We start from the raw sequence: 19,067 nt of genomic DNA, 5'->3' as shown, positions 1-19,067 counted from the left end.
TTTTCATGGGTGAAACGCAGGCGCGGTTGCTATGATGACCGCACACTTTTTTCATCGAGCCTGTCATGCGATTACTTCATACCGCCGATTGGCATTTAGGGCGGCTATTTCACAACCTTTCCCTGCTGGATGACCAGCGCTATGTGTTGCAGCAGTTGCTGGAGATCATCGACCGCGAGCAGGTGGATGCCGTGCTGGTCGCGGGCGATATTTACGACCGCTCGGTGCCACCCGCTGCGGCGGTCACACTGCTGGATGAGATATTGGTCGAGCTGTGCGAGCAGCGCGGCCTGCCGGTCGTGATGATTTCCGGTAACCACGATGGCGCTGAGCGGCTGGGGTTTGGCGCGCGCCATTTGCGCCAAGCCGGCCTGCATATTCTCACTGACTTAGCCACTTGCGATCAGCCAGTCACGCTCACGATTGGCGATGACACGGTGGATGTGTTCGGCATCCCCTACGCGGACCCAGAGTACGTGCGCAGCGCGTTTGGCGTGGACGTACGCGACTTCGATAGCGCCCACCGCTACCTGCTGGAGCGCATTGAGGCACAGCGCCAGCCGGGCCGCCCGACGCTACTGATGAGCCACTGCTTTGTCGATGGCGGCACCGCCAGCGACTCCGAGCGCCCGCTCACCCTAGGCGGTGCCGAAAGCGTGGCGTGGGAACCCATGCAGAGTTTCGACTACGTGGCATTGGGCCACCTTCACGGCCCCCAGGTTCGCGGTGGGGAGCACATTCGCTATAGCGGCTCGCTGCTGAAGTACAGCTTTTCCGAAGCCACCCAGCGCAAAGGCGTCACCCTTGTTGAGGTGGGCAGCGAAGGTGTCACTCAAATAGCCCACCATCCGCTGCTGCCCCGCCGGGACGTGCGCGTGCTGGAAGGTGAGCTGGCTCAGCTGCTGGCCCAAGGGGCCGCTGACCCCCACGCCGATGACTATCTGCTGGTGCGCCTCACCGACCGTCACGCCATTCTCGACCCCATGGGCAAACTGCGGGCGGTGTACCCCAACGTGCTACACCTGGAAAAGCCCGGCATGCTGGAAGCGAAAGGCCGCCAACAGCTAGACCGCGAGCGGCTTGCGTTCAGCGCGCTGGATATGTTCAGCGACTTTTTCGCTCAAACCAGCGGCGAGCCAATGAGCGACGCCCAGGCCCGTGCCATGGGCGAGTTGATCACCACCCTGAGTCGCGAGCAGGGGGGCCAAGCATGACGCCATTAACGCTGACCATGCAGGCCTTTGGCCCCTTTGCCGGTAGCGAAACCATCGACTTCACCGCGCTGGGCAGAAGCCCGCTGTTTCTGATTAACGGCCCCACCGGCGCGGGTAAAAGCTCGATCCTCGATGCGATTTGTTTTGCTTTGTACGGCCAAACCACCGGCAACGAGCGGGACGCCGTTCAAATGCGCTGCGATCAGGCGGATGCCTCTCTGCTCACCGAAGTCAGCCTGACGTTTCGCCTGCGTGATGTCATGTATCGGGTGCGCCGAGTGCCTCTGCAGGAGCGCCCCAAGGCCAGCGGCGAAGGCACAACGACACAAACCGCAGAAGCCCAGCTGTGGCGACTCACTCCGGAAGGCGAGGAGGACGAGTGCCTAGTGGCGCGTAAGGTCACCGACGCCACGGCGGAGCTGCAAGCGCTAATAGGCCTAGACGCCAATCAGTTTCGTCAGGTGATGGTGCTCCCCCAGGGTAAGTTCCGCGAACTGCTGCTGGCAGGCTCCAAAGAGCGCGAAGTCATTTTCTCCCAGCTGTTTCAAACCCAGGTGTTCCAGCGTATTGAAGAGCGCCTGCGCACTCAGGCTAATCAAATAGAGCGGGCGGTGAGCGATCATCGCCAGCATATCAATGGCATTCTTGCCGGGGGGGAGCTTGAGAGCGAAGCCGCGTTGGCGCAAGAGCTGGAAGCGCTGGTGCCACAGGTAGACCAAGCACGAGAAGGCTTTGAAACCGCGCAGCGAAAGCGCCGACTTGCCGAACAGCAGCGCGATGAGGCCCTGGCGCTACAGCGCCAATTTGAGGCGCGGGACGCGCTGGCAGCCGATAAAGCCCGTCATCTTGAGCAGCACGCTGAGGTAGACAATAGCCAAGCGCGGTTAGCGCAGAGTACCCATGCCCAGGCGCTGCGCCCCCAGAAAGTCGCTCTAGACCAAGCGCAGCAGGCGTTGGCTACCGCCCACGATGAGAAGCGCCAAGCAAACGCTGCGTTAATCACGCGGCATTCTCACGCTGAACAGGCACAGCAGGCGCTAGAGACGGCACGCCAGCAGCAGGCGGAGCTCCCCGTAATGAGGGAGCGGCACCGCCAGCTGGGCGAGTTTATCCAGAAAAGCCAGCAGCTCAGTGAACTGCAGGAGCACTTTCAAACAGCTCAGGCCGTTTGGCAACAGGCCAATGAGGCGCTTAAGCGCGATGAGCAGCAGCTAGATGGCATTCGCCAGCAAGGCGAAGCCATCGGCGTTCACCTGGAACGCTTGCAGAGTGAGTTTCAGCAACTGGCGAGCGCCCCCGCTGAGCTAACCCGCCATCACCACCTGCTAGCCCTGCGCCAAGAGCTGGATGAACTCACCCAGCGGCACCAGGCATTAACCACGCAACAGCTGCAGGCTAAAAACGCGCTCAGCCACCAGCAAGGCGAGACCAAGCGTGCCGAACGCTACGCCACTGAGCAGGAGATGCGCTGGCACCAGGGCCAGGCCGCGCTGTTAGCGCTGACCCTTGAACAGAATGCCCCCTGCCCGGTGTGTGGCAGCCTGGAACATCCCGCCCCAGCGATAAATCGCGCCGAGTTGGTCACCCAGGCACAGGTGGAAGAGGCCAGAGCGGCGCAAGAACAGGCCCGTCAAGCGCTACAACGGGCAGAGCGCCATCACCATCAGCTCACCCAACAGATCGATAGCCACACAGAGCAGGCCCAGCGACTGAATCAGCAGTTAGGGGAGTGGGCGAGTCAACCGCTGTCTGCTTTGCAAAATGCCTATGAAGACCTGCGCCGCCAGGTGCAGCGCCGAGAGCAGGTTGACGCTGAGATTCGCCAACAGACCGAAGCCCGGGACGCGCTGCGACGCGAGTGGGGCACGCTGGATAAACAGCTAAAAGCCCAGCGGCCTGAGGTGGAAAAGGCGAAAGAGCACGCGCTTCGCTTAGAGAGTCAGCGCGACCAGCTGAGCCAATCGCTGCCGGAAGACGCCCGTTATCCCGAAGCAATGCGCCAAACCCTGGCCGAGCTGGAGCAGCACATCGCCCAGCTTGAAAAAGCCTGGGAGAGCGCCCAGCAAGCGCTTTCGACTAGCCAGACCCAACTGGCGCGGGCGGAAGAGCAGTTACGCGGGGCGAACGAGCGGGTCGAGCGTAGCGAGCAGTCGCTTCAGCAGGCTCACGCCGAGTGGCAGTCCGCGCTGCAGGCTAGCCCCTTTGCTGATGAGGCGGAATATCAGGCCGCCCAACTGAATGATGCCCAGCGGCACGAGCTGACGCATCGGGTGGAGGCGTATCAACGCCGCTTGGCCGAGCTTGAGGGCGCGCTAGAGAATTACCAAACCCAGCTGGCGGAAAAAACGCCGCCGGATCTTGCCGCACTGACTGCCCAGGCTGAAAGTGCACAGGCTCAAGAAAACAGCCAGCTAGAGTCTTGGCGGCAACTGGATGGGCGATTAACCACGCTGCAAAACATTCACCAAAAGCTGACGGCTGCCCACGCCTCCCAGGCGGAGCTGGAAGCCCAATACCAGCTGTGGGGCACGCTGAGCGACGTCGCCAACGGTCGCACCGGCCATCGCATTAGCCTGCAGCGCTTCGTACTGGGCGTGCTGCTGGATGATGTGTTGATTCAAGCGTCTGAGCGTTTGGTGCGCATGAGCCGTGGGCGATACCAGTTGGTGCGCCGGGAAGACCCCTCTAAAGGCAATAAAGCATCTGGCCTTGAGCTGGACGTGGCTGATACCTACACCGGCAAAAATCGCCCGGTGGCCACGCTCTCTGGTGGGGAGTCGTTTATGGCGGCGCTGTCGCTGGCGCTGGGGCTTTCCGATGTGGTGCAGGCCTACGCGGGCGGTATTCAGCTCGATACGCTATTCATAGATGAAGGCTTTGGCAGCCTGGACCAAGACGCCCTGGACCAAGCCATTGCCATGCTGAGCGAGCTGCAAATGAGTGGCCGCATGATTGGGATTATTTCCCACGTCAGCGAACTCAAAGAGCAGATGCCGGTTCGTATTGAGGTGAGCGCTAGCCGTCATGGCAGTTCGGTCGAGGTGAAAGGGGCGCTGAGCTAAGCGCTAGCGCAAGGTTAATTCATGCTGCATTCATGTAGCATACGCTATAACAAGGGTTAAACGACCCGCGTTCGACCCGTCGAATGAATGTTTATTGAGGAGTGCAAGGATGAATGCAAGCAAAATTCTGCAGCAGCTGATGAGCCAGGCCAGTGGTAGCAAAGGCAGCAGCGGCGGCATGGATGTCAAAGGCGTGATTGATGGGCTCTCCCGCCATTTAGGCGGTAATAGCAGCCAAGGTACACGTCAAAGCAGCGGTTCCAGCGGTTTTGATGTGAAAAGCCTGCTGGGCGGCGGTGCCCTGGGCATGCTGGTGGGTTCAAAACGTGGCCGCAGCATGGGCGGTAAAGCGTTGAAATATGGCGCGATTGCGGGTGTAGGCATGCTGGCGTGGAAAGCGTGGCAAAGCTCTCAGGAAAAGAAAGGAGCGGCGACCCAATCCTCATCAGAAGGCGAGCGTGTCGAGGTGTTAAGCGGCGAGGTTCAAGAGCGCCGCAGCCTGGAACTGCTGCAGGCGATGATCATGGCCGCACGGGCGGATGGTCATATCGATGAGCAGGAGCAGGCGCTGATCACCGATCAGATCGATGCCCTCGGCGCGGATGAGGAGATGCACCGCTGGGTCGAACAGCAGCTAAAAGCCCCGCTGGACGCCCAGGCATTGGCCCGTGAAGCGGACTCCCCCCAGGCCGCTCGCGAAATGTATTTGATCAGCGTCGCCGTGATCGACAACCAAAACCCCATGGAACGCGCCTGGTTGGATCAACTCGCCAGTGCGCTAAACCTAACGCCAGAGATGGCGGCAGAGCTCGAGCGTCAGGCGCAGCAGGCTGGCTAATGCTCGATACGCTCAACTTCTGGCTAGCCACCGGCTTTGGGTTAGGGCTAGCGCCCGTTGCGCCGGGTACCTTTGGTTCATTGATTGGCTTGCCGCTGGCGTGGTGGCTCTTGGGTCGCCCGACCGGGCAGCAGGCTGCCATCATCGCGCTGATGCTGGTGGCCGCGGTGCCGGTCTGTCATATCGCTGCGTGGCATTATGATGGCCTGGACCATGGCAGCATCGTTGCCGATGAGTACGTCGCTTTTCCGCTCGCGGTGCTAGGGCTAAAAGCCGCTCGCCATCCATTGGTTCTGGCCCTGGCGTTTGGCGTCTACCGCTTTTTTGATGCTTTAAAACCGCCGCCTATTCATTTAGCGGAGTATGTCACCGGTGGGTTGGGCATTGTGTTGGATGATGTGATTGCCGCGCTGGTAAGCTGGCTGGTGGTCGCGCTGATAGTGATGCTATGGCAGCGTTGGCAGCAGAAAATCGTCTAACGCCACTGTTAAAATACGCTACCCATAAAAAATGCCGCAGGTCATAAATGACACTGCGGCGTTTTTATGGATTAGCCCATCGTAAGCCGATGGGCTTGGCGGTGTTAGCTTTGCACCACAATCACCGATTTAATGTTGACGAACTCGTGCATACCAAAGCCGCCGTGCTCACGGCCGTAGCCGGAATCTTTCACGCCGCCAAACGGCATTTCAGGCGTTGCCACACCAAAGCCGTTGATAAACACCATGCCGGTATCGAAATACTTGCTGGCAAGCTCGGTGGCGCGCTTCACGTCTTTGGAGATGATGCCGCCGCCCAAGCCGTAGCGGCTGTCGTTGGCGATGCGCATGGCGTCTTCATCATCTTTGGCACGAATCAACGCGGCAACCGGGCCAAACAGCTCGTCGTCATAGGCGGGCTGGCCGGGGGTGACGTTATCCAGCACGGTGACCGGGTAGAATGCCCCTTTACCTTCTGGTTTTTCGCCACCGCAGAGGATTTTTGCGCCTTTACGCACGCTCTCTTCCACCTGTTTGTGAAGGCCGTCACGAAGATCGACACGGGCCATCGGGCCTAGGTCGCTATCTTCTTTGGTCGGGTCGCCCGCTTTTAAGTCCTTCATGCGTGCCACGTAGCGCTCTTTAAACGCTTCGTAGTTCTTTTCGGTGACCACAAAGCGTTTTGCCGCTACGCAGGTTTGGCCGCCGTTAAACACGCGGCCAGTGACGCAGGTATCCACCGCCACGTCCAGGTCGGCATCGTCCAGCACCAAGTAGGCATCGTTGGAGCCTAGCTCTAGTACGGTCTTTTTCAGATGCTCGGCGGCTTTGGCGGCCACTTTGCGGCCAGCGCCGTCGCTGCCGGTCAGGGTCACACCACGCACGGCTTTATGGGCGATGATGGTGTCGGATACATCGTGTGAAATCACCAGCGTACGGAAAACGTTTTCCGGCAGGCCCGCTTCGCGGTAGATTTTTTCCAGCAGCAGGCCGCTGCCCGTCACGTTTTCAGCGTGTTTTAGCAGCACGCTGTTGCCCGCCATAATATTGGCGATGGAGTAACGCACCACTTGGTAAGCAGGGAAGTTCCACGGCTGAATGCCGTAAATCACGCCCATGGGGGAGTAGGTAACAATACCGCGCTCGCCGTTGCCGGGTTTGCGCTCTTCATCGGCCAGCTTGGTGGGGCCATGTTCGGCGGTGTAGTCACAAATGCCGACGCAGAGATCCACTTCCAGGCGCGCTTGCGAGGGCAGCTTACCCATCTCTTTGACCATCAGGTCGGTAAGCTCTTCTTTATGCGCGTTCATGGCTTCGCCAATCGCTTTCACCACCTTGGCGCGGTGCTCTAGCGGCTTGAGCCGCCAATCTAAAAACGCCTCATGACTGGCCTCGACTATCTGCTTGGCCTGGCTTTCATCCATCAGCGTGTAGGTCTCAAGCGTTTCGCCGGTGGTCGGGTTCACTGTCGTAATGGTGTTGCTCATAAGATCTCCTATCTTTAGATCAACGTGTGGGTCATGACGTCCAGCTTCTGGGCGTTTAATCGACCAGTCTATTTCTAATGCAAATCCACTCTAGTACAAACTGAGTGCCTCTGCATAATAAAGGTACTTACTTTCGGGCATTGATTTAATCAATCAGTTCCTTCGATTTCTCATTGAATTTTTATAAGTTTATTTTGTTTCCCCGAGGTATAAGGTGATGCTAAAAATATTCGGCGTAATCAATAGTTTTAGCTACGCATGCGGGCCGCTTTGGTAATGGCGCGGGCACACTCCATTAACGAGGGCGCGAGCTGTTCCAGGGCGCGGTCGAGGGTCCACCGGCTGCTAGGGGTGGTGATGTGCACGGCAGCGACGGGAGTACCCGCAGCGTTGCGTATCGGCGCGGCAATGTTGATATCGCCGAGAAAGTATTCGGCGTCGTTCCAGGCGACTCCGCGTGAGCGGCATTCGCGGATCAGCTCGCTAAGGGTGTCGATATTATTAACCCGGCAATAAAATAGCTATGATGCGGCGTATTGGATTGACGGGGCTTTGAAGTATTTCGCGACTCGCATCGGGAGCTTCTGAAGCTTCCGAAGGTGAGACATCGCCTTCCTCTTTAACTGGTCTCTGCTGCGTGCCGGAGTACCGCTATGGTTACGCTGATGAATTAAGTCATCAAAATGTCGCTATTCGATGATTTTTTGCATCCCATATACCTGCATGATTTTATCTTTAATTTTTTTATCAATTAAATCATACAGTTGTTAATTTTTCTTGGTTGGCATGGCGTTTGCTAGGTAAAAAGTGGCCAGCGTTATTCTCGGTTTGATAATCGAGCTGGTAAAGCAACCAATAAAAGTTAACAGGAAGCGCCATATGCAGTTAAGTAGCTTTAATCGAGTGAGTAGCTTTAAAAGCGCCGGTAAGCTGATTACCGGCCATGGGGCCGCACAGCAGTTGCAGCTTTATGTTCAATCGTTGGGTATGCAGCGGCCCTTAATCGTTACCGATAGCGGCGTGGTGGCTTCTGGCACGCTGGATATGATTACTGAGCAGCTCACGGCTCTAAAGGTGAGCTATGAGGTGTTTGATCAGGTAACGCCCGAGCCGGAAGTAGAAATAGTCGAAATGTGTACCCGTGCGTTTAATGCTGGCAAGCATGACAGCGTCATCGCTGTAGGCGGCGGGAGTGCCATGGACATCGCTAAGTGTGTAGCGGTATATGCGCACTACGAAGGTCCGCTGGAGGCGTTGTTTGGCGAGAACAAGGTTAACCAACGCACAATACCTTTGATCGCCATGCCCACCACGGCGGGCACCGGTTCTGAAGTGACCAATATCGCGATTCTGTCGGATAAAGCACAACAGATGAAAAAGGGCATCGTCAGTGACTGCTTATTACCGGATGTCGCGATTGTCGCCCCTGAGCTTACGCTGAGTTGCCCACGCTCTGTGACGGCGGCCAGCGGGGTGGATGCGTTGGTCCATGCAGTGGAGGCGTATCTATCTAACTTTGCCACGCCGATTACCGATGCATTGGCGGTTAAGGCAATGAACCTCATTGTACATGCGCTCCCCAAGGCGTTTGCCAATCCCAACAATCTCCAGGCCCGTGAAGATATGGCCACCGGTAGCCTGCTGGCAGGCCTTGCCTTTGGTAATGCTGGCGTGGGCGCAGTCCATGCATTGGCGTATCCGTTAGGTGGGCGCTACCACTTGGCCCATGGGGTGACGAATGCGCTGCTACTGCCCTTCGTAATGGAGTGGAACAAGCTGGCCTGCGTCGAGCGCTTTCGGGGCATTGCGGTGGCCTTTGATGAACCCGTGGCTGGGCTTTCGGATGATGCTGTCGCCCAAGCGGTTGTCCAGCGCATGCATAAGCTGTGTGCTGATGTGGAGATTCCTTCCGGTTTACGCTCGTTTGATATTCCTGAATCCGACATTCCTGAGTTGGCCGCCGAGGCCATTAAGGTGGAACGTTTGCTGCGTAATAACCCGCGGGTATTAACGCTTGCGGATGTTGAGGCGATTTACCACGCCGCTTATTAATTCGTCGCTAATTAAAACGCTATAACGACAAAACGTTTATCAAAAATACTAACAACTTTAAACAGGAGTCCATGCCATGAGCGCTTGGAAGCAACGCGTTGACGGTGGAGAAAGCCCGTACACACCACTAGGGCCGTTTAAGCTACGCCTGCCGTTTTACCATTATCGTTTTGAACTGCCCGATTACCTGCAAGGGCTTTTGATGTGCGCGGTGGATCTTGCCGCGATCCCATTGATGATGCAGCTACTGGGCATGCCGTTTGAAGCGGCGTTGGCCATCGTCATTTTAAATGGCTTGCTTTATTTGCTGCATCACCTGTTGGGTGACCCTGTCATTCCAGGGTGGATCACACCTGCTATTCCGCTGTTGATGGCTTATGTGTCGACCTTTCCCGAGGGGGTAGACAGGGTGCATGCGCTGATTGCCTTTCAGATGATGTTGGGGATACTGGCACTGGGCCTGGGGGTAACGGGTATGGCCAGTAAAGTGGTGCGGCTCATTCCTTCTGCCATCAAAGCAGGGGTCATTATGGGCGCAGGGTTAGCCGCTATTGTGGTGGTGTTTGATGAAGGCGGCCGCTTTGAACAGTACCCCTTTACTATTGCGATTGCCGTAGGTGTCGCGTTTTATCTGATTTTCTCTCGCCATTTCAACAAGCTTAAAGCGCAGGGCGGCCTGTGGGGTGCCGTGGGTAAACTGGGTATTTTCCCGATTATCGTGCTGGCGATTGTGGTGGCTCCGCTGTTTGGTGAGGCGCCTTGGCCAGACGTTGAGTGGGGCTTTAGTCAGCCTGATTTCGCGCTGATGTTCAGTGAATACACGGTATTTGGCGTTGGTTTACCTCCGTTGATGATGTTTTTAACGGCCATTCCGACCGTTATTGCGGCCTACATTGTGCTATTTGGCGATGTGCTTCAAAGCAAGGCACTTTTGGAAGAGGCTGATGAGAAGCGCCAGGATGAAAAAATTGACTATAACCCTAACCGCGCTCATATGATTTTTGGTGGGCGTAACTTTGGGATGAGTATTTTTGGCCCTGATGTGGTGATGTGTGGTCCGCTTTGGGCTGCGATGCATGTGGTAACGGTTGAGCGTTATAAGCAGGGCAAAGCGGCGATGAACTCTATCTTCGGTGGTTCTGGTTCGTTTCGCTGGGGGACGAATACGGGGCTGTTGTTGCTGCCGATCGTGAGCCTGGTGGAGCCTATTCTGGGGATTGCGCTGGCGCTGACGCTGTTGATTCAAGGCTATGTCAGTGTGCGCATCGGCATTATGGAAGCGCGCAGCCAGCGGGACTTGGGTATCGCGGGCATTATCGCGGCCATGCTGGTGATAAAGGGCGCTACCTGGGCCTTTGGGGTGGGCATTTTACTTTGCGTGTTAATTTACGGTAAGCGCTTCTTCTCCGGGGAGGTGGATAAAACCTTCGTTAAGGATTGGGATGAGGCATCCCAGCCCGTCGAGGATCCTGAGCCGGAAGTGCCATTGCGCAAATAACAGTCTCTGCCTTTATAGTGGTTTAACCGTCAAAAAAGGTTGGAAAACCAGCGTTCACCGCTTAGGCGGTGGACCTGGCTTGTGAGAGGAACTGTTATGCAACGGATCGAAGAGGGGCTTTCACTGGAAGCCGCCCTGCCGTTATTTGATTTACACGGCACTGATGCGGTGGAAGTCTTTGATACCCAAGGCCAGGTGATTGGGGTGTTGACCCGTACCGATCTCGAAAAGGCGCAATGTGAGGCGGCGTTGGGCCAGCTGGTGGGCGAGTGTATTCGCTACCGTGTCACCGGTATTAAACCGCCGGTGGAAGCTGAAAGCGTAGATGCTTTTGGTTTTGACCAAGAGCCGATGCGTTCACTGTTGGATGCTTTGCATGACGGGGTTTATATCACCGATGCCAACGGTATTACGGTAACGATCAATAAAGCCTATGAGCGTATCACCGGCATTTCGCGCGCTGAGGTAGTGGGCTTTCATATGGCGGATTTGGTGAAAGCGGGGTTTATTTCAAAATCCGCGTCGTTGGAAGTCATCCGTGAACGCCGCCCGATTACGCTGGCGCAGACTATTCACAACAGCCGCAAGATCGTGGTCACTGGAACGCCTATGTTCAGTGCCGATGGCTCGATTGCTTATGTGGTTACCAGTGTTCGGGATATCACTGAGTTGCTACTGGCGAAACATGCCCAAGAGCAGCTAGAGCAAATTCAGCGAATCCGCGAGGCATATAAAGTGCCCGAGGTTATGGCGCTAAGCGCGCCGGGGGTGATCACCAGCCAACAAACGGAGCCCTGCTTTGCGCTTGCCAGTCGAGTCGCGAAAACAACGGCGAAGATTCTGATTCACGGTGAAACTGGCACCGGTAAAACTCTGTTGGCCCGCTATATACATCAGCAAAGCGACCGTGCGGATGGACCTTTTATGGAGCTTAACTGTACGACATTCTCTGAAGGGTTGCTGGAAGCGGAGCTGTTTGGTTACACCGCAGGCGCATTTACCGGGGCATCCCCTAGAGGCAAACAGGGGTTATTGGATGTGGCTCATGGCGGTACGCTTTTTCTGGATGAAATTGGCGATTTACCTCTCGCATTGCAGGTGAAACTGCTCAAAGTGGTGGAAGAAAACCGCTACCTGCCAGTAGGGGGAACGGTTTTTCGTCATGCCAACGTACGTCTGATTACCGCTACCCACCAGGATTTGAATGAACGGGTCAAGCAAGGGCTTTTTCGCGAGGATCTGTTTTATCGCATTAGCGTGGTGCCGCTCTGGCTGCCCCCTTTGCGGCAACGGCGCGATGAGGTGATTCCATTGCTGAACTATTACTTAGACCATTTTAATCAGTTGCATGGGGTAGAACGGGTCTGGAACCCCGAGGCGTTGGAGTTACTTTCTAGCTATTCGTGGCCTGGCAATATTCGTGAGCTGATCAACTTAACCGAGCGTTTATCCGTCACGGTTTCAGACAATGAGATAACCGCAACGGCACTGCCGAACGAGATATTCCCAAGCACTCCGTTTAGCCAACCGCCCGTGAGTGGTGATCTTCGCCAGCAGGTAATGCAGTTTGAACAGCAAATCATTCAACAGGCGCTTACTCGCCATGGTACGACCCGAGCGGCAGCCGCTGCATTGGGCATCGATCAATCTACGCTGGTCAAAAAACAGCGACGTTGGCGTCAAGAACTTATCTAACCTTCACTTTGAAAGGAAAAATAATGTCTATCTCCAAGCAAACGTTTTTTAAACAAGACGCGTATATTAACGGCCAGTGGGTGGCCGCAACGGATGGCAGTAGTGTCGCGGTCACCGACCCTGCTAGCGGTGAGACGCTTGGCCATGTCCCTAGCTTGAGTGCGGAGCAAGTCAGTCAGGCTATTGAAGCTGCAAATGCCGCACTGCCTGCTTGGCGTGCTAAAACCGCGGCGGAACGTTCGCAGCTTTTAAAACGCTGGCATGCACTGATTATGGAAAATGAGGCAGCGCTAGGCGAGCTGATGACCTTGGAGCAAGGGAAGCCGTTAAAAGAGGCACGCGGTGAAATCGGCTATGCGGCCAGCTTTATCGAGTGGTTCGCTGAGGAGGCGAAGCGGTTATACGGCGATACTATTCCCGGTCATGCGACTGATAAACGCATCATTGTTTCCCGTGAGCCGGTGGGCGTTTGTGCGGCGATTACGCCGTGGAACTTCCCTGCGGCCATGATTACCCGCAAGGTGGCGCCTGCCTTGGCGGCGGGTTGTACGATTATCGTTAAGCCCGCTATGGAAACCCCATTGACGGCGCTTGCGCTAGCGGCGTTAGCCGAGCAAGCGGGCATTCCTGCCGGGGTGATTAATATTGTTACTGGTGATGCCAAAACGATTGGCCCCGTGCTGACAGATAGCCCGATTGTGCGCAAACTGAGCTTTACCGGTTCTACCCCAGTGGGCGCGCATTTAATGGCTGCCTGTGCTCCAACGGTCAAAAAGGTGTCTCTTGAGCTTGGCGGTAATGCGCCCTTTATTGTGTTTGACGATGCCGATATTGAAGATGCGGTTACCGGAGCGCTAGACAGTAAGTTCCGTAATGCTGGGCAAACCTGTGTCTGCGCTAATCGTATTTATGTGCAAAGCGGTGTTTACGACGCATTTGTTGAACGTTTGGCCCAGCGCACCAGTGAACTGAGTGTCGGTAAAGGTAGCGCCGAAGGCGTAGAGGTGGGGCCACTCATCTCTGAAAAGGCGGTAGAGAAAGTTGAAGCCCATTTGCAGGATGCACTCGATAAAGGTGGTCGCTTAATCACCGGTGGTAAGCGACACGCCTTAGGCGGTACCTGGTTTGAGCCAACAGTTGTGGCTGACGTAACCGCTGACATGGCATGTGCTCGCGAGGAAACCTTTGGGCCATTGGCGCCGGTATTCAGGTTTGAGACGGAAGCGGAGGTTATTCGTCAGGCCAATGATACGGAGTATGGGTTAGCGGCGTATTTCTATGCTGAAAGCGTGTCACGGATCTGGCGCGTATCGGAAGCACTGGAGTACGGCATGGTGGGCATTAATACGGGGCTCATCTCGACCGCTTCGGCGCCTTTTGGGGGTGTCAAATCGTCGGGCATCGGTCGTGAGGGCTCACGCTATGGCATCGATGAATACACCGAGCTGAAGTATCTGTGTTTGGGTATTAAGCAAATGGCTGAATAACAAACACTTAAGGGTATAAAGGTCGTTTTATTTACGCGCTCTCTGTGAGGCGTTCTTTGAAGCCCACTAGACTTTTAGTCTAGTGGGCTTCGTATTACTACGGAAGCTCTGAAAAAGTCACTGCCATCAGCGATAATACGGCTGTCGTCATACTCGATTTTTACGACTTCAATATGGCCAGTGCCGCCCCGGGAGATCTGCTCGTAAGTGGGGTTTTCAAGCTCGCCGCCCATGTAGCCTGAGATAGTGGCACTCACGCCCACCTGTTTATTGTAAGGAGGCTCCATGCACCAGAAGCAGCCGCCGGCAAAGGTGGCCTCTGCATTGGACTGCGCTTGGAGTGATGCGCTCGCAAAACCGGCAGCGGCCATCACGCACAGGGTTAAGGGGCGAATATTGGGAAATCGGATCGTTGCAAACACTCCGGTGGAGGTGGCGAGTCAAAGCTCGTTATTGAGTCCATTAGTGTCGAGAGGTTCCGCTTCCTTACAGCGACCTTAGACGATGCGGCCACACCGTATCGAGGGTGTCTAGTGCGGCTTTAATCGTGGGCTCGGTGGCGCGGTCGCTGCGCCAGATCAGGCTTAATGCGCAGGGCAGGCGAACGTTGTCCGCCACCGCCAAGCCGCTCTCTTGGCGTTCGGCCATGGCTAGCGCGTCTCGCGCTAGGCTCAGGCCCACGCCTGCTCTGACTAAATCCAGCATACACGCCTCTTGGTCGACCTGTGCAACACGGTTCGGGGTCGCGCCGCTTGCGGCCAGCGCTCGCTTGAGTAGCCGGGAGTGCGCTGACACGGTGGGGGTCACAATCCAGGGCAGTTGCGCAAGCGCCTCCCAGCGGGTGTCGGCAAGTTTGGCTTCCCAGCCCGGCGGTGCCACCACGTGGTAGTGAAAGTGGGTTAACTCTCGCCATGCTAGCGTAGGATTGCCAGTGCCTTCGCCGGGCGGGGCGAGAAAAAAGCCCACATCTAACTCCCCCTGCTCCACGTTGCCCAATACGCTGCCGCTCATGCTGTGGTGAAGCTCGGTTTCCAGCTGTGGCGCACGGGCCATCAAGCGGCTGAGAAAATCGCCCAAGCGAATAAATTCCGGGTCAACAATGGTACCAATGCGCAGCTTGCCGCGCAGCGTGCTGTGTAACGCGCTGGCGCTCTGCTCAAAGGCCAGCGCGCTGGCCAGGGCATTTTCAGCGGCCGGTAGCAAGGCGTAACCATCGGCAGTCAGCGTTAACCCTTGTGGGCGGCGGGTAAACAGCGTTAGGCCCAGATGCAGCTGTAGCTGCTTCAACTTTAGGCTAACCGCGGGCTGGGTCAAATGGAGCTGCTCGGCCGCCTTTGAGACGCTGCCGGTATGGGCAACGGCCACAAAGGCCCGCAGCGTGGCGTACTCCTGCATGGTGGTGAACCTTCATTGTTATGTTATTAGCAAAGCTTATATCTGGGTTAAAAATTACTCAATTGCTTGGCCTGTTAGGCGGGGTAGTCTAGTGATCATCCTCCGATCACTTAAGCTTTTGTTATAAAGGTAGCGACAATGACAACCAACGCCATCCATCATTTTATTAACGGCCAACGCAGCGAAGGCGCCTCCGGCAGCGCCCAGGATGTCTTCAACCCTGCCACTGGGCAGGTCACTGGCCGCGTTGCCCTGGCTTCGGCCGCCGATGTGGACACCGCCGTGCAAGCCGCCCAGGCGGCATTTCCAGCCTGGGCCGATACGCCGCCCATTCGCCGTGCTCGGGTCATGTTCAAATTTCTGGAGCTGCTAAACGCCAATAAAGATGCCCTGGCCGAAGCAATCACCAAAGAGCACGGCAAGGTATTTACCGATGCCCAGGGCGAAGTGGCACGGGGTATTGATATTGTCGAGTTTGCCTGCGGTATTCCCCAGCTATTAAAGGGTGATTACACCGAGCAGGTCAGCACCGGCATTGATAATTGGACCGTGCGTCAGCCGCTGGGCGTAGTGGCGGGTATTACGCCATTTAACTTCCCGGCAATGGTGCCGATGTGGATGTTCCCCATCGCCATTGCTGCCGGTAACACCTTTATTCTCAAGCCCAGCCCGCTGGACCCTAGCGCTTCGCTGATGATTGCCGACCTGTTGCAGCAGGCGGGCCTGCCGGATGGCGTGTTCAACGTGGTGCAGGGCGACAAGGACTCCGTGGAAGCGCTGATCGATCATCCGGAGGTGAAGGCGCTCTCGTTCGTCGGCTCCACGCCCATTGCCAACCTGATTTACGAGCGCGGTGCCAAACACGGCAAACGTGTGCAGGCACTGGGTGGGGCGAAAAACCATATGGTGGTGATGCCAGACGCCCATCTGGATAAAGCAGTGGATGCGCTGATTGGCGCCGCCTACGGCAGTGCGGGCGAGCGCTGCATGGCGATTAGCGTGGCCGTGCTGGTCGGCGATGTGGCCGATAAAGTCGTGCCGATGCTCACCGAGCGGGCTAAGGCGCTGAAAGTCAAAGATGGCATGCAGCTGGATGCGGAGATGGGGCCCATCGTGACCCGCCAAGCGCATCAGCGGATCACCGGGTACATCGAAAAGGGCGTGGCAGAAGGCGCGCAGCTTATTGTCGATGGGCGCGAGTTTGATAGCACCCAAGCGGGCGAGGGCTGTGCTGACGGTTTCTGGATGGGCGGCACGCTGTTCGACCACGTCACGCCGGAGATGACTATCTATAAAGAGGAGATCTTTGGCCCGGTGCTGGTATGCGTGCGCGTGCCGGATGTGGCGACCGTCATTCAACTGATTAACGATCACGAGTTTGGTAACGGGGTGAGCTGCTTTACCGAAAGCGGCAGCGTCGCCCGTGAATTTGGCCGCCGGATTCAGGTGGGCATGGTCGGCATCAACGTACCGATTCCGGTGCCCATGGCGTGGCACGGTTTTGGCGGTTGGAAACGCTCGCTGTTCGGCGATACTCACGCGTATGGCGAAGAGGGTGTGCGCTTCTACACCAAGCAGAAGTCGATCATGCAGCGCTGGTCGGACTCCATCGACACGGGTGCTGAGTTTGTGATGCCGACGGCGAAGTAACGCCTGACCGTTACGGGAGCCAAGCCCATGCCAACAAATACAACCACTCATCCCACCGCAGAAGCGTTTGATTACATCGTGGTTGGCGCAGGCACCGCAGGGTGCCTGATGGCCAATCGGCTAAGCGCTGACCCTGCAAACAAAGTGCTGCTGATCGAAGCGGGCGGTCGGGATAACTACCACTGGATCCATATTCCAGTGGGCTACCTTTATTGCATCAATAACCCGCGCACCGACTGGCTGTTTCGTACTGAGCCGGACAAGGGGCTTAATGGCCGCTCGCTGATCTACCCCCGAGGTAAAACCCTGGGGGGCTGCTCCAGCATCAACGGCATGATCTACATGCGCGGCCAAGCGCGGGATTACAACCACTGGGCGGAGGTTACCGGTAGCGACGAGTGGCGCTGGGAGAACTGCCTGCCGGACTTTATCAAACACGAAAACCACTACCGGCTGGATGAAGGCAGCGACGGTGATGAGACTCACCGTGCTTTTCATGGCCACGGCGGCGAGTGGCGGGTTGAGAAGCAGCGCCTGAAATGGGAAGTGCTGGATGACTTTGCCGAAGCAGCGGTTCAGGCCGGTATTCCCCGCACCGACGACTTCAACCGGGGGAGTAATGAAGGGGTTGCCTATTTTGAGGTAAACCAACGTGACGGCTGGCGTTGGAATACCGCCAAGGCATTTTTGCGTAGCGCGCTAAAGCGGGACAACTTGACGCTTTGGCACTCTACCCAGGTGAATCGGCTCTGCTTTGATGAGGAGCAGCCAACGCTTCGTTGCACTGGGGTAGAAGTGGTGCGCAGCGGTAAGCCCCAGCGTGTTCAGGCGAGAAAAGAAGTGGTGCTGTGTGCGGGGGCCATTGGCTCGCCCCACCTTTTGCAGCTATCGGGTATCGGGCCTGCTGAGCATCTACGCGAGCACGGCATTGAGGTAGTGCACGACCTGCCTGGGGTGGGCGAAAACCTGCAAGATCACCTCCAGATTCGCTCGGTGTATCGTGTCAGTAATGCCAAAACGCTCAATGCTATTGCCAGTACGCTGTGGGGCAAGGCGGGGATTGGCTGGGAGTATGTGACTAAGCGCACCGGGCCGATGAGCATGGCGCCTTCGCAGCTTGGCGCGTTTACCCGCAGTTCTGACGATCAGCCGTATCCCAATATTCAGTATCACGTGCAGCCGCTCAGCCTAGAGGCCTTTGGGCAGCCGCTGCATCCGTATCCGGCCATTACCGCGAGCGTATGCAACTTGAACCCAACCAGCCGAGGAACGGTGCGTTTGAAAAGCGCCGACCCGCGTCAAGCACCGGCGATTTCGCCGAACTATCTCAGCACGCCGGAGGATCGCAAGGTGGCGGCTGATTCGCTACGGGTAACCCGGCGTATCGCCGAACAGCCTGCCTTCGCTAAATATTCGCCTGAAGAGGTAAAGCCGGGCGTTGAGTATCAAACCGATGACGAGTTAACGCGGCTAGCGGGAGATATTGGCACGACGATTTTTCACTCGGTCGGCACCACGCGGATGGGCAAACGTGATGACCCAATGGCGGTGGTGGATGAAAAATTGCGGGTACTTGGGGTGGTGGGATTACGGATCGCGGACGCGGGCGTGATGCCTAGCATCACCAGTGGAAACACCAATTCGCCCACGTTAATGATCGCTGAAAAAGCCGCTGGATGGATTTTTAAAGAAAATTCATTGCATTGACATTTTTTTTCATCATAGTGTTGACGTGCGACTTGGTTAAGCGCATGCTGAATGCAGTTGGTTAGCAAGTCGAACGTTGTCAGCAGTATCGAAACGCTCTAGCGTTGAGTCTGGTGAAAGTTTCTTGTTCTACCCACTGCAACTCGGGTATTACCCGGCTCTACATTAAGCTTTATCGAGGATTTCGATCATGGCAACTGGTACCGTTAAGTGGTTTAACGACACTAAAGGCTTCGGCTTCATTTCTCCGGACGACAATGGCGACGACCTGTTCGCGCACTTCTCCGAAATTCAAGCTGACGGCTTCAAAACTCTGCAAGACGGCCAGAAGGTTTCCTTCGACGTCACTCAGGGTAAAAAAGGCCTTCAGGCTTCCAACATCAAAGTTCTGGGTTAATTCCAGCTTGATGTTCGCCGCTAACACTTGATGTTAGTGAGCTAGAAAACCCCGCCTTGAGCGGGGTTTTTGTTCGTGGATTATTATCTGCCCCACGCCCCACGCC

The 19,067-nt window shown here is 56.5% G+C and carries 15 protein-coding genes; 11 read left to right on the top strand and 4 right to left on the bottom strand.

Annotation, left to right across the window (positions count from 1 at the left end; genetic code table 11):
* Positions 1-65 precede the first annotated feature (65 nt).
* The 4 genes from BIS10_RS05185 to BIS10_RS05170 all read left to right on the top strand — a co-directional run bounded on the left by BIS10_RS05185 (position 66) and on the right by BIS10_RS05170 (position 5,593).
* Positions 66-1,214, top strand: coding sequence for an exonuclease SbcCD subunit D (locus BIS10_RS05185; RefSeq protein ID WP_253503122.1), 1,149 nt, complete (start codon positions 66-68; stop codon positions 1,212-1,214).
* The gene (locus BIS10_RS05180) at positions 1,211-4,276 is read left to right on the top strand and encodes an AAA family ATPase (RefSeq protein WP_253503119.1); all 3,066 of its coding nucleotides are present in this window, start codon (positions 1,211-1,213) and stop codon (positions 4,274-4,276) included. Before BIS10_RS05185 ends, BIS10_RS05180 begins: the two co-directional genes overlap by 4 nt.
* A gap of 109 nt (positions 4,277-4,385) precedes the next feature.
* Entirely contained in the window at positions 4,386-5,114 is a 729-nt protein-coding gene (locus BIS10_RS05175; RefSeq protein WP_083024797.1) for a tellurite resistance TerB family protein, read from the top strand.
* On the top strand, positions 5,114-5,593 hold the full coding sequence (locus BIS10_RS05170; protein WP_137094814.1) for a phosphatidylglycerophosphatase A: 480 nt from the start codon (positions 5,114-5,116) through the stop codon (positions 5,591-5,593). The genes BIS10_RS05175 and BIS10_RS05170 overlap by 1 nt, the downstream gene beginning before the upstream one ends.
* A gap of 104 nt (positions 5,594-5,697) precedes the next feature.
* Here BIS10_RS05170 and BIS10_RS05165 read toward each other — a convergent pair whose 3' ends face one another.
* Both BIS10_RS05165 and BIS10_RS19005 read right to left on the bottom strand, forming a co-directional pair.
* Entirely contained in the window at positions 5,698-7,080 is a 1,383-nt protein-coding gene (locus BIS10_RS05165; RefSeq protein WP_074210242.1) for an NAD-dependent succinate-semialdehyde dehydrogenase, read from the bottom strand.
* A gap of 248 nt (positions 7,081-7,328) precedes the next feature.
* Entirely contained in the window at positions 7,329-7,577 is a 249-nt protein-coding gene (locus tag BIS10_RS19005) for an IclR family transcriptional regulator C-terminal domain-containing protein (protein WP_083024800.1), read from the bottom strand.
* 382 nt (positions 7,578-7,959) lie between these two features.
* Here BIS10_RS19005 and BIS10_RS05160 point away from each other — a divergent pair, with 382 nt between their 5' ends.
* The 4 genes from BIS10_RS05160 (at position 7,960) to BIS10_RS05145 (ending at position 13,812) form a co-directional block, all read left to right on the top strand.
* Entirely contained in the window at positions 7,960-9,132 is a 1,173-nt protein-coding gene (locus BIS10_RS05160; protein ID WP_058576844.1) for an iron-containing alcohol dehydrogenase, read from the top strand.
* A gap of 76 nt (positions 9,133-9,208) precedes the next feature.
* On the top strand, positions 9,209-10,630 hold the full coding sequence (locus BIS10_RS05155) for a hypothetical protein (RefSeq protein WP_058576845.1): 1,422 nt from the start codon (positions 9,209-9,211) through the stop codon (positions 10,628-10,630).
* 96 nt (positions 10,631-10,726) lie between these two features.
* Positions 10,727-12,325: a sigma 54-interacting transcriptional regulator gene (locus BIS10_RS05150; RefSeq protein ID WP_089675635.1), complete on the top strand. Its 1,599-nt coding sequence runs from the start codon at positions 10,727-10,729 to the stop codon at positions 12,323-12,325.
* A gap of 23 nt (positions 12,326-12,348) precedes the next feature.
* On the top strand, positions 12,349-13,812 hold the full coding sequence (locus BIS10_RS05145) for an NAD-dependent succinate-semialdehyde dehydrogenase (protein ID WP_054641476.1): 1,464 nt from the start codon (positions 12,349-12,351) through the stop codon (positions 13,810-13,812).
* 74 nt (positions 13,813-13,886) lie between these two features.
* Here BIS10_RS05145 and BIS10_RS19000 read toward each other — a convergent pair whose 3' ends face one another.
* Positions 13,887-14,234 (bottom strand): peptide-methionine (S)-S-oxide reductase, encoded by a 348-nt coding sequence (locus tag BIS10_RS19000; RefSeq protein WP_348637399.1) that lies wholly within the window; start codon positions 14,232-14,234, stop codon positions 13,887-13,889.
* A 64-nt stretch (positions 14,235-14,298) separates the two neighbouring features.
* Positions 14,299-15,207: a LysR family transcriptional regulator gene (locus BIS10_RS05135; RefSeq protein ID WP_044630789.1), complete on the bottom strand. Its 909-nt coding sequence runs from the start codon at positions 15,205-15,207 to the stop codon at positions 14,299-14,301.
* Positions 15,208-15,345: 138 nt separating this feature from the next.
* On the opposite strand from BIS10_RS05135, the gene BIS10_RS05130 reads away from it, so the two are divergent.
* The 3 genes from BIS10_RS05130 to BIS10_RS05120 all read left to right on the top strand — a co-directional run bounded on the left by BIS10_RS05130 (position 15,346) and on the right by BIS10_RS05120 (position 18,961).
* Entirely contained in the window at positions 15,346-16,857 is a 1,512-nt protein-coding gene (locus tag BIS10_RS05130) for a CoA-acylating methylmalonate-semialdehyde dehydrogenase (RefSeq protein ID WP_044630790.1), read from the top strand.
* Between the two features lie 27 nt (positions 16,858-16,884).
* Entirely contained in the window at positions 16,885-18,564 is a 1,680-nt protein-coding gene (locus BIS10_RS05125) for a GMC family oxidoreductase (protein WP_253503117.1), read from the top strand.
* 190 nt (positions 18,565-18,754) lie between these two features.
* Entirely contained in the window at positions 18,755-18,961 is a 207-nt protein-coding gene (locus tag BIS10_RS05120; protein WP_054641278.1) for a cold-shock protein, read from the top strand.
* Positions 18,962-19,067: the final 106 nt, after the last annotated feature.

This window comes from Halomonas sp. 707B3, assembly GCF_024158645.1.
GTDB classification, from domain to species: Bacteria; Pseudomonadota; Gammaproteobacteria; order Pseudomonadales; family Halomonadaceae; genus Vreelandella; species Vreelandella lionensis.
This window is presented reverse-complemented; position numbering and strand designations above follow the sequence as displayed.